Here is an 11,863-nt window from a genome sequence, read left to right as displayed (position 1 = left end):
GCGTGAGCGCCTCAAGTCGCTGCCCAATGAAAAACGACCCGGCCGCGCATGCGACCGGGTCGTCAAATCTCGACCTCACCGTTATACCGTTCGTTTCTTGAAGAAGGATCTTAACTGAACGGCATTACCGCAATTGCGGGGCATTTTTGTAGCTGCGCGCTTTACCTGTTTGCGCGCTCGCGCGAGTGCTTATTCGCCGCTCGCCTGCGCATTGCTGCTGTCGAGCGAGCCGTAGAACTTCACCTTCGAACGGGTACGCAGCGCCTCGACGTAAGCCTCGGCGTCGGATTGCGCATCGACTTGCGCAATCTGCTGCTGCGCAGCAGCCAGACGCTGCGGATCGATCGGGGCGCTTGCAACGACCGCGTTCACGCGATAGATCGCATAGCCGTCATCGCCGAGGTCCACACCGACGTACGCAGGTAACTTTTGCGCGTCTGCTTTGTAGATTGCACTCAATGCAACCGGCGGCACACCTTGCGCGTCGTTGCGCGAAACCTTCAGCGGCGACGAGAAGCCCGTTGTGGCCTTCGACTTGTCGAACTCCGCCAGCTTCGCGATGCCTTCCTTGTGAGCGGCCTCGTTCGACTGAACCGCGATCACTTTCTGACGCACTGCATCCTTGACGGCATCGAGCGCCGGCACGGCTGCAGCCTTGTAATCGGTCACGTGCGCCGCGATCAGCGTGTTACCGCCAACGTCGATTGCTTGTGTGTTGTTGCGCGCGGTGACCGCATCGCTCGCGAACACGGCAGCCAGGAACTTCGCGTTTTTCAGCGGGCTGTCAGGCGGCAGCTTCGGATCCGGCTGCGGCGTGACCGTGGCTGTTTGCAATTGCAGCTTGTACTTGTCAGCGGCGGGCTGCAGGCTCTTCGCCTTCTCGTAAACGATTGACGTGAAGCCTTCCGAGTCGTCGCTGAATGCCTTGCTCGCCAACTGCGTTTTCAGGTCTTTCGCGATCTGATCTTTCACTTCGTCGAACGGCTTGGTGACGGCCGGTTTCACGTCCGTGACCTTGACGATGTGATAGCCGAAGTCGGTCTGCACGATGCCGCTGACTTCGTCTTTCTTGAGACCGAACACGGCGTCGTCGAACGCCTGGCCGCCAGCGATCATGCCGCGACCGAAGTAACCCAGATCACCGCCCTTTGACGCCGAACCCGGATCCTGCGAATTCTGCTGCGCGATCTGCGCGAACTGGTCCGGATGTGCCTTGACCTGTGCGAGCACCTCGTCGGCCTTCTGCTTTGCCTTGGCCTTGTCAGCCGCGCTTGCATCTTTCGGCGCGGCGATCAGGATGTGGCTCGCGCGCACCTGACCGTCCGTACGGTAATGCGCGATGTTGTCGTCGTAGTACTTTTTCAGATCAGCGTCGCTCGGCTGCACGGCAGCAGACAACGTTGCCGTCGACATCACAAGGTACTGGATCGTTGCCGTGGCGGGCGTGGCGAAATCGTTGCGATGCGCATCGTAATAGGCCTGCAGTTGCGCATCCGTGGGCTGCACCTTCGCTGCATAGTCGCGCGGATGGAACGCAATACCCTGCACTTCGCGCTGCTGTTCGGCGAGCTCGGTGAGATGCTGTGCGAGAGTCTTCGACGTGAAGGCGCTGCCTTGAATGCTTGCAGGCAACTGCTGCGTAGCAATGCTGTAACGCACACGTTCGTCGTATTGATCGGGCGTCATGCCTTGCATCGCGAGCAACTGCTTGTAGCGGTCGACGTCGATCGAGCCGTCAGGATTCTTCAGCGACGAGATCACCGGATCGTTCAGCAGCACACGGCGCACGGCGTCGTCAGACGCGGTCAGATGCAGGCGCTGTGTTTCGTCGGCCAGCACGCGCTGCTCGATCAGACCGTCGAGCATTTCGCTACGGCGCGCAGGTGTATCGAACGACTTCATGTCGAACTGCGCACCGAGCATTTGACGGGCGCGGTCAAGCTGCTGACGCATCGCGTTGTCATACTCTGCGCGAGTAATCTTGTGGCCGTTGACGCTGGCGACGTTTGCACTTTCGTCAAAGAAGCCGCGGAAGCCTTGGATACCCACAAAACCCAACCCCGGCACAATGACGAGGATGAGCATGAACATCATCAGGCGTTTGTGATTGCGGAAAAAATCGAGCATGCGTGAAGGAGTGCCAAAAACAGAACGCCCGATCTTACAACAGCGGGCAATAAAAAAGGCGAACCGGAGTTCGCCTTTCGTGGATACTGGCGGAGTGGACGGGACTCGAACCCGCGACCCCCGGCGTGACAGGCCGGTATTCTAACCGACTGAACTACCACTCCTTATACTGCACTGCACTAAACAGAACCACTGAGCCGAATCTGAAACTGGTGGGTGCTGAGAGGCTCGAACTCCCGACCTACGCCTTGTAAGGGCGCCGCTCTACCAACTGAGCTAAGCACCCGTTTCGCGATTCAGCGTGCTCCTGCTTTTGCTGCCTGATTGATCAACTTGCGTATCAACTAGTGCGACGCAAAGTCACACTAGTCACACAGAATTCGTCGCACTTCTTTCTAACGAACCTGCAATTCCTCAAGCAGCAAGCCCATTAGTTTAGCGCATCCTTCAGAGCTTTGCCAGGCCTAAATTTAGGGACCTTCGCTGCCTTGATCTTGATGGCGGCGCCGGTGCGCGGATTGCGGCCCGTACGCGCGGTACGCTTGCCCACGGCAAAGGTACCGAAACCCACCAGCGTCACCGAACCACCTTTCTTCAACGTACCTTTGACCCCACCGATCACCGCGTCGAGTGCACGGCCTGCCGCGGCCTTCGAAATATCGGCTTGCTGCGCAATGTGATCGATCAATTCCGTTTTATTCATTCCAACCCCCGAGAATGTTTGTGGCAATCGTGACGGCGCTCTGTAGCGCCTGGCATCACGCGGCCGGCGGGTAACGCCGGGCCGACTCATTAGAATTGGCCGAAACCCTTGTGTCAAGCGGGGTTGAGCCTGATTTAAGCGGTTCTGGAGGGCGCCCTCTGTCACCAAATCTTGCTATAGATGGATGCGCACACAACCAGTCAGCGGCTGAAAGCGTCCTTTACTCAAAAGGTGGGATTACGTGCGTTCCAGACGTAACTTCCGGCATCTCGCAGGCAATAAAAAACCCGCGACCGAGGCCGCGGGTTTTTATACAGCAAACAGCTTTCGCCGCCGACTAGCTTAGTGTTTCACGACTTCCGTTGCACCGGCGTCTTTGCCCGGCTCAGCCGCCGCGACAGGCGCAGCAGGCTTGGGCTCTTCGTCCGGCAACGCCTGCGGCACACGTTCGAGCGCCAGTTCGAGCACCCTGTCGATCCAACGGACCGGCATGATTTCGATGGCGTTCTTCACGTTGTCCGGAATCTCCGTCAAGTCCTTGACGTTTTCTTCCGGAACCAGCACCAGCTTGATACCGCCGCGATGCGCTGCCAGCAGTTTTTCCTTCAGGCCGCCGATCGGCAGGACTTCGCCACGCAACGTGATTTCGCCCGTCATCGCGACATCGGCACGAACCGGAATACCGGTCAACACCGACACCAGCGCGGTCGTCATCGCGATACCGGCCGAAGGACCGTCCTTCGGCGTCGCGCCTTCCGGCACGTGAATGTGAATATCCTGCTTCTCGAACGCTTCGTCCTTGATACCCAGACGGCGCGAACGCGAGCGGACCACCGAGCGCGCAGCTTCGACTGATTCCTTCATCACGTCGCCGAGCGAACCCGTGCGAATCACATTGCCCTTACCCGGCATCACCGCGGCTTCGATGGTCAGCAGATCGCCGCCCACTTCCGTCCACGCAAGACCCGTGACCTGGCCAACCTGATTTTCCTTCGCGGCCAGACCGAAGTCGTACTTGCGCACGCCGAGGAAGGTGTCGATATTGCTGCCGTCGACCGTCACCGCGCCTTCCGCCTTCTTCAGCAGAAGCATCTTCACGACCTTGCGGCAGATCTTCGAAATTTCACGCTCGAGCGAACGCACGCCCGCTTCACGCGTGTAGTAACGAATAATGTCGCGGATCGCGGTTTCCGTCACATCGACCTCGCCATCCTTGAGGCCGTTGTTCTTCTTCTGCTTGGGCAAAAGATAACGTTGCGCGATGCTGACCTTCTCGTCTTCCGTATAACCCGACAGACGGATCACTTCCATCCGGTCGAGCAGCGGCGGCGGAATGTTCAGCGAGTTCGACGTTGCCACGAACATCACGTCCGACAGATCGAAGTCGACTTCGACGTAGTGATCGGCGAACGTATGGTTCTGTTCCGGATCGAGCACTTCCAGCAGAGCCGAGGACGGATCGCCGCGGAAATCCTGGCCCATCTTGTCGACTTCGTCGAGCAGGAAAAGCGGATTGCGCACGCCGACCTTGGTCAGGCTTTGCAGAATCTTGCCGGGCATCGAACCGATGTACGTACGACGGTGACCGCGAATCTCGGCTTCGTCGCGCACGCCGCCGAGCGCCATACGCACGAACTTGCGGTTCGTAGCGCGAGCGATCGACTGACCCAGCGACGTCTTACCGACACCCGGAGGCCCAACGAGGCACAGGATCGGCGCTTTCACCTTGTCGACACGTTGCTGGACCGCGAGATACTCGAGAATGCGTTCCTTCACTTTCTCGAGACCGAAGTGGTCTTCGTCGAGCACGCGCTCCGCATTCGAGAGGTCGTTGTTGACCTTGCTCTTCTTGCGCCACGGCAAGCCGATCAGCGTATCGATGTAGTTACGCACGACGGTCGCTTCAGCCGACATCGGCGACATCAGCTTGAGCTTCTTCAGCTCGGCGTCGGCCTTCTTCTTGGCTTCCTTCGGCATGCGCGCGGCCGTGATGCGCTTCTCGAGTTCCTCGAGGTCCGCACCTTCTTCGCCTTCGCCCAGTTCCTTCTGGATCGCCTTGACCTGTTCGTTCAGGTAGTACTCGCGCTGGCTCTTCTCCATCTGGCGCTTCACACGCCCACGGATGCGCTTTTCGACCTGCAGGATGTCGATCTCGGCTTCGAGTTGCGCGAGCAGATGCTCGAGGCGCTCGATGACCGGGAACATTTCGAGAATGTGCTGCTTCTGGTCGAGCTTGAGCGGCAGATGCGCCGCGATCGTGTCGGCCAGCCGGCCAGCCTCGTCGATGCCCGACAGCGACGTCAGGATCTCCGGCGGGATCTTCTTGTTCAGCTTTACATATTGGTCGAACTGCGACACGATCGCGCGGCGCAGCGCTTCAGTTTCAGCGCTGTCGGCGTGGTCGGGTTCGAGCGGCATGACTTCGCACGAGAACTGCGTTTCCTGTTCTTCGATGGAAAGCGTTTTCGCGCGCTGCAGGCCCTCGACGAGCACCTTAACGGTGCCATCGGGCAGCTTCAGCATTTGCAGGATGTTGGCGATACACCCTACTTCGTACATGTCCTTTTCGGTCGGCTCATCTTTCGCAGCCGTTTTCTGGGCGACGAGCATGATGTGCTTGCCGCCTTCCATCGCTGCTTCAAGAGCCTTGATCGACTTCGGGCGGCCTACGAAGAGCGGAATCACCATGTGCGGGAAGACGACTACGTCACGCAGCGGGAGCAGCGGGAGCGTAATGCGTTCCGGCGGAAGGAGTTGGGTTCCTGACATTTCATTTCCCCATGAGTGGAATCAGTTCGTTCGATAGGTGAGGCCAGCAGAAAAGATTGCAAGCCTCCGCGTGTGGGAAAAGTTCAGTGACTCCGAAGGTTCAGTGACTCCATAGTGAAAACAACCATCCTGACCACACGATAAACGAAAAAAGCCGTTCACGTTGCCATGAACGGCTTTTTTTGCAGAACCCGAAAGCCGATCAGTTCGAACCCGCCACTTTGGGCGCGTCTTCGTAGATCAGTAGGGGTTTACCGTCGCCGTCAATCACGTTGTCGTCGATGATGACCTTGCTAACACCTTTCATCTGCGGCAGGTCGTACATGACATCAAGCAACGCCTGTTCCAGGATGGAGCGCAGGCCGCGAGCGCCCGTCTTGCGACGGATCGCTTTACGTGCGACAGCCTGCAACGCAGCCGGGCGAATTTCGAGCTCGACGCGTTCCATATTGAACAGCTTGTGGTATTGCTTCACCAGAGCATTCTTCGGTTCGACGAGGATCTTCATCAGCGCGACTTCGTCGAGTTTGCCGAGCGTAGCCACCACCGGCAGACGGCCGATCAGTTCAGGAATCAGGCCGAACTTGATCAGATCTTCCGGTTCCACTTCGCGCAGCACTTCGCCGGCATCGCGGTCCTGCTTGCTCTTCACGCTTGCGCCGAAGCCGATACCGGTTTTCTCGGTACGGTCGACGATGACTTTCTCGAGGCCGTCGAATGCGCCACCGCAAATGAACAGAATATTGGTGGTGTCGACCTGGATGAAGTCCTGATTCGGATGCTTACGGCCACCTTGCGGCGGCACCGACGCCATCGTGCCTTCAACCAGTTTCAGCAAAGCCTGTTGCACGCCTTCGCCCGACACATCGCGGGTGATCGACGGGTTGTCGGACTTGCGGCTGATCTTGTCGATTTCGTCGATGTAGACAATGCCGCGCTGGGCCTTGTCGACTTCGTAATTGCAATTCTGCAGCAGCTTCTGAATGATGTTCTCGACGTCTTCGCCGACGTAGCCGGCTTCCGTCAGCGTCGTTGCATCGGCAATGACGAACGGGACGTTCAGAAGGCGTGCGAGCGTCTGCGCGAGCAAGGTCTTGCCGGAACCGGTCGGGCCGATCAGCAGAATGTTGCTCTTGGACAGCTCGATCTCATCCTTCTTGTCGAGGTGCTTGAGGCGCTTGTAGTGGTTGTACACCGCGACCGCGAGAATCTTCTTCGCGCGTTCCTGACCGATCACGTACTGGTCGAGGATTTCACGGATTTCCTGCGGACTCGGCAGATCGGACTTGGACAAGCCCGCCTCGATGCCCGCACCTGCAGCCTCATCGCGGATGATTTCGTTGCACAGGTCGATACATTCATCACAGATGAACACCGACGGGCCGGCAATCAGTTTTTTGACTTCATGCTGGCTCTTGCCACAGAACGAGCAATACAACAGCTTTTCGCTGTTAGAACCTTTCTTGTCCGCCATAGATGTGTGAGCCTCCGGACACTCGATTACATGATACGCCGTTTGCCCCGGCCTCGCAGTTTGGGCGCGGCAGGGCTTGAGCCAAGGTGACGGCGTTTGCCGCAGGCACTCGGACGAGTCTTGATTATTTCACAACCGATCCGACGACGGCCTCGCCCCGTTTTGGGGCAAGACCGCACCGGCGTTTCAAGGACACTTCAAGGACGCTTGTGCGCCACCTGGTCAACCAGACCGTAAGCTTGCGCGTCATCGCCGGACATGAAATTGTCGCGGTCGGTGTCGCGTGCAATACGCTCGACCGGCTGGCCGGTGTGGTGCGCGAGCAGATGATTCAGACGTTCCTTCAGGTACAGGATTTCACGCGCCTGGATTTCTATGTCCGACGCCTGGCCGCGCGCCCCGCCCAGCGGCTGGTGAATCATCACACGTGAATTCGGCAGCGCAAAGCGCTTGCCCTTCGCGCCCGCCGCCAGCAGGAACGCGCCCATACTGGCCGCGAGACCCATGCACAGCGTCGACACGTCCGGCTTGATGAACTGCATCGTGTCGTAGATCGCCATCCCGGCCGAAACCGAACCGCCCGGGCTGTTGATGTAGAAGCTGATGTCCTTGTCCGGGTTTTCACTTTCAAGGAACAACATCTGCGCGACGACGAGGTTGGCCGTCTGGTCGTTCACTTCGCCGACCAGGAACACGATGCGTTCCTTCAGCAGACGCGAATAGATGTCATACGAGCGCTCGCCCCGGCCGCTCGTTTCCACGACGATCGGCACCAGTCCGAGCGCCTGCGCTTCGAGATCCCGGGACGACTGGGAGGTCAACGTGTCCAGCATTTGGGCGCGAAAGGTCATGCAATGGATCCTTGTCTGGAAATATTCTAAATATTAGATGCTAGACAGGTGTGGCCGACGAGCCCGTATTCAAGTGCGCGATCAGTGCGAGCGCGGCGTGCGACGCAGTGTGAAACGCGCCATGCAAAACGCACCGTACTTTCACAGCACAAAAAAACGGCGTGCGGGCCGTCGCTCCGACAGCCGGCACGCCGTTGCAGCGACGCTTACGCTTGCGCCGTTGCGCTTGCCAGTTCTTCGAAGCTTACTTCCTTGTCCGTCACCTTGGCCTTGCTGAGGACGAAATCGACGACGTTGGCTTCAACGACGTACGCTTCCATTTCTGCAAGACGTTGCTGATTGGAATAATACCAGCGGACGACTTCCTTCGGGTCTTCGTAGCTTTTCGCGAATTCGTCGACTTCGGCACGAATCTGCTCCGGCTTGGCTTGCAGTTCGTTGGCCTTGACCAGCTCGGCCAGTACGAGGCCCAGCTTGACGCGACGCTCAGCCTGTTCCTTGAACATTTCAGCCGGGATCGGTGCGTCAGCGGCGTTCGGCACGCCACGTTGCTCGAGGTCCTGACGGGCCATGCCGACGAGGCGTTCCTGATCTTGTGCGATCAAGGCGCTCGGCACGTCGAGTTCCGAAATCTTCAGCAACGCGTCCATCACCTGATTTTTGACGATGGCTTGCGTGCGGCGCTTCGCTTCGCGTTCGAGATTGTCTTTGATCTCAGCGCGCATCTTGACCAGATCGCCGTCTTCGATACCGAGCGACTTTGCGAATTCAGCGTCGATTTCCGGCAGATGCGGCCACTCGATCTTCTTCATCGTGATCGTGAATTGCGCGGTCTTACCGGCGACATCCTTGCCGTGATAGTCAGCCGGGAAAGCCAGGTCGAATTCCTTCGATGCGCCGACCGCGAGGCCCAGCGCTGCCTTTTCGAATTCCGGCAGCATGCGGCCTTCGCCCAGCACGAATGCGAAGTCTTCAGCGCTGCCGCCCTGGAACACTTCACCGTCGATCTTGCCGACGAAGTCGACCGTCACGCGGTCGCCGTCTTTAGCCGCCGTGTCCGCGCCGCCGTCGCCATGCTCGCCGGCTTCGCCACGAGCGTGGAAGTGCACGCGCTGCTTGCGCAGGATGTCCAGCGTGCGGTCGATTTCCGCTTCGCTGATGGTGGTCGTGGTGCGTTCGATTTCGGCCGTGGCGACGTCGCCCAGCTTCACTTCCGGATACACCTCGAACGTCGCGTCGAACGCGTAATCGCCTTCAGCAGCGTCGGCCTTCGGCGCGAAGCTCGGCTGACCGGCAACGCGCAGGTTTTCGGCGCGGCTGATATCGAAAAATTCCTTGCCGACCTTGTCGCTCAGCACTTCAGCTTCAACCTGGCCCGAATACTGTTGCGTCACCATCTTGAGCGGCACCTTGCCCGGGCGGAAACCCGGCATGCGCACGTTCTTTGCCAGTTGGCGGATACGCGAGTCCACTTCCTTCTGCACGGCGTCCTTCGGCAGGGAAATCGTTACGCGGCGTTCGAGCTTGCCGAGGTTTTCAACAACGTTAGCCATGGCTTCAATCGTCCTAAAATTATTCGAGCGAATCAGTTATCTTCTCCGTGCCGCTTTTCGATGCCGCGTTCAAGTCGCTCAGCATCGATTGCGCGCCTGCGCCGCGGGCTTGCAGGCCGCCGGCAGCACGGTTGGGTCCAAAGAGCCGAATATTTTAGCAAACTATTTGCGCGCTTAGCCGGGATTCGATGATTGCGCGCGCTTTTATCGGTGTTCGGGCCGCTTTCCGCGCTGTTTTTCATCTGTTTGCGGGTTGTCTGGTGGCTGTTCGCTGCCTGCTTCACGCCCACCCACTATCAGTTTTCAGCCCGCTTGCGGCGGCTTGACGATCCCTTTCGCCTTCCACGCTTCCTCCGGAAGCGCCTGCGCGACCGATAGCGTCGCGCCTGCCGCCCGCGTTCGCACGGATGGATCCCGCACGCCCCTTCACGGACAATCCCGGCTATGCCATTCGACATATTCAGTCGGCGCGCCCATGCTGATAAGCTTACGGACGCGCTCGGGGCTGCGCCCGCATCTGTTCAATTCACCCGCCCTCGCAACGACTCCAACCATTCAGAGACATCATGCCGAATTTGCCGTCCTCGCCTGTCGTCGTCATTGCTCCCGATTCCTTCAAAGGTTCGCTCAGCGCGGAACAGGTCGCACAGGCGATTACGTCCGGCATCCAGCGCGCCCGGCCGGACGCCAGCGTGCGCATCTGTCCGATGGCCGACGGCGGGGAAGGCACGCTCGACGCCATGCTCACGAGCGGCGGCGAACGCCGCAAGCTGAGCGTGCGCGGCGCGGCCGGTCCGGTGCGTGAAGCACTCACCGGCCTGCTTGCGGATGGCAGCGCGATCATCGAAACGGCGGAAATCGTCGGCATTACCGATCCGGTCGGCATGGGCGTACCGGTCGAGGCGCGCAGCACGCGCGGTATGGGCGAAGCGATTCGCGCGCTGCTCGATGCAGGCGTGCGGCGCTTTTTCGTCGCGCTCGGCGGCAGCAGCACGAACGACGGTGGCGCCGGCTTGCTGGCCGGCCTCGGGCTGAAACTTTTCGACGCGCAAGACAAGGAACTCGACGCTACACCTGAACAACTCGCGCGCGTGGCGCGCCTCGACGTGTCGCAACTTGATGCGCGCCTCGCGGACACACAATTCGTCGGCATGTCGGACGTGGATAATCCCCTGACCGGCGATCACGGCGCAACTGCGGTGTTCGGTCCGCAAAAGGGTGTGAAGCCGGAACAGGTTGCCCCGATCGACGCCGCCCTCGCCCGCTTCGCCGATCTGCTCGAGGCCGCGCTAGGGCGCTCGGCACGCGACCAACCCGGCGCGGGTGCGGCCGGTGGCCTCGGCTTTGCGCTGCACATGCTCGGTGCGCAGTTCGAGCCGGGCGCGGAAACCGTCGCGCGCCAGATCGGCCTGGACGCAGCGCTTGAGGGCGCGAACTGGCTGATCACCGGCGAAGGCCGCTCGGACGTGCAAACGCTGCACGGCAAGGCGCCGTTCATTGCTTGCCGTCATGCGCAGGCCGCGGGCGTACCGGCCACGCTGCTCTCCGGCGCGGTCGACTCCGCGGCGCTACCGCGCCTCGCCGAATACTTCAGTGGCTGCTTCTCTCCGGCTCCGGGGCCGATCACGCTCGAGGTTGCGATTCGCGACGCGGCGCGTTTGCTGGCGGACGCGGCCGAACAGTTGACGCGCCTGAAATACGGCGCGCGTTGACCGACGGAACGGTTGCGGCAACAATCACAGCGCCACGACCGCGCCACTCATCACGGGAAGACAATGAAGGCCTCCGCCAGAACCGGACTCGAACAGTTGCTTACGTACCGTCTGCATGTCCTGAACAAACTCGCCGAGCGTGGCATCAGCGAGCGCTATCAGGACAAACTGGGCGTGACATTGCCTGAAGCAAGGGTGGTTGCGTCGGTGGGCTCGTTTGGACCGTTTTCGATCATGGAACTGGCGCGGCACGCCAACCTCGACAAGAGTCAGGCGAGCCGTGCGGCTGAGGCGTTGATCAAACAAGGACTCGTCAAGCGCGAACCGAGCGCCGAAGACGGGCGCGTCGTGCTGGTGTCGCTAACCCCTGAAGGCCGCGCGCTCTATCGCAAGGTGATGCCGATCGCGCGTAAGTGGAACGGGGATATGTTCGACTGCCTCGACGAACAGGAAAAACTCGCGTTCGGCGGGGCGCTGGACAAGATCATCAACACGATGTCGGAGCGCGAGGAGTAAGTAACGGCGCGCGCAGCCGCGGCGTGCCCGCGCCATGCAATCCTCTGGCGCCGCGCGATCGCTCTGTGCGGCGCGATTCCGCGACTGCAGTGCAGCCCCTCGGCACGTTCCAATTGCTCGGCTCCTTGCAATCCTCTACGCCGAAATACGCCCGCACC

The 11,863-nt window shown here is 60.0% G+C and carries 8 protein-coding genes and 2 tRNA genes; 2 read left to right on the top strand and 8 right to left on the bottom strand.

Features of this window, described 5'->3' with window-relative positions; genetic code table 11:
- Window positions 1–189: 189 nt before the first annotated feature.
- The 8 genes from FSO04_RS24090 to tig all read right to left on the bottom strand — a co-directional run bounded on the left by FSO04_RS24090 (window position 190) and on the right by tig (window position 9,477).
- On the bottom strand, window positions 190–2,127 hold the full coding sequence (locus tag FSO04_RS24090) for a SurA N-terminal domain-containing protein (RefSeq protein WP_154563157.1): 1,938 nt from the start codon (window positions 2,125–2,127) through the stop codon (window positions 190–192).
- An 87-nt stretch (window positions 2,128–2,214) separates the two neighbouring features.
- Window positions 2,215–2,291: transfer RNA gene (locus tag FSO04_RS24085), tRNA-Asp, on the bottom strand.
- Between the two features lie 46 nt (window positions 2,292–2,337).
- A tRNA-Val gene (locus FSO04_RS24080) sits at window positions 2,338–2,413 on the bottom strand.
- A 144-nt stretch (window positions 2,414–2,557) separates the two neighbouring features.
- On the bottom strand, window positions 2,558–2,920 hold the full coding sequence (locus FSO04_RS24075; RefSeq protein WP_266238940.1) for an HU family DNA-binding protein: 363 nt from the start codon (window positions 2,918–2,920) through the stop codon (window positions 2,558–2,560).
- A gap of 252 nt (window positions 2,921–3,172) precedes the next feature.
- Complete coding sequence (gene lon / locus FSO04_RS24070; protein ID WP_154563155.1) at window positions 3,173–5,599, bottom strand: endopeptidase La; 2,427 nt, start codon at window positions 5,597–5,599, stop codon at window positions 3,173–3,175.
- 202 nt (window positions 5,600–5,801) lie between these two features.
- On the bottom strand, window positions 5,802–7,073 hold the full coding sequence (clpX, locus tag FSO04_RS24065) for an ATP-dependent Clp protease ATP-binding subunit ClpX (RefSeq protein ID WP_007182009.1): 1,272 nt from the start codon (window positions 7,071–7,073) through the stop codon (window positions 5,802–5,804).
- Between the two features lie 197 nt (window positions 7,074–7,270).
- A complete protein-coding gene (clpP, locus tag FSO04_RS24060; RefSeq protein ID WP_007182010.1) occupies window positions 7,271–7,924 on the bottom strand; it encodes an ATP-dependent Clp endopeptidase proteolytic subunit ClpP in 654 nt (217 codons plus the stop codon).
- Window positions 7,925–8,130: 206 nt separating this feature from the next.
- Window positions 8,131–9,477 carry a trigger factor gene (gene tig / locus FSO04_RS24055; protein WP_054039527.1) on the bottom strand — a complete coding sequence of 449 codons (1,347 nt, stop codon included), beginning with the start codon at window positions 9,475–9,477 and terminating at the stop codon, window positions 8,131–8,133.
- 566 nt (window positions 9,478–10,043) lie between these two features.
- Between tig and FSO04_RS24050 the strand changes: the two genes are divergently transcribed.
- Entirely contained in the window at window positions 10,044–11,189 is a 1,146-nt protein-coding gene (locus tag FSO04_RS24050) for a glycerate kinase (RefSeq protein ID WP_154563153.1), read from the top strand.
- 63 nt (window positions 11,190–11,252) lie between these two features.
- Window positions 11,253–11,705, top strand: coding sequence for a MarR family winged helix-turn-helix transcriptional regulator (locus tag FSO04_RS24045; protein WP_154563151.1), 453 nt, complete (start codon window positions 11,253–11,255; stop codon window positions 11,703–11,705).
- The last annotated feature ends 158 nt before the right edge of the window (window positions 11,706–11,863 follow it).

This window comes from Paraburkholderia madseniana, assembly GCF_009690905.1.
Taxonomy (GTDB): domain Bacteria; phylum Pseudomonadota; class Gammaproteobacteria; order Burkholderiales; family Burkholderiaceae; genus Paraburkholderia; species Paraburkholderia madseniana.
Note: the sequence above shows the minus strand (reverse complement) of the source record. Positions and strands in the feature narration are given on the sequence as shown.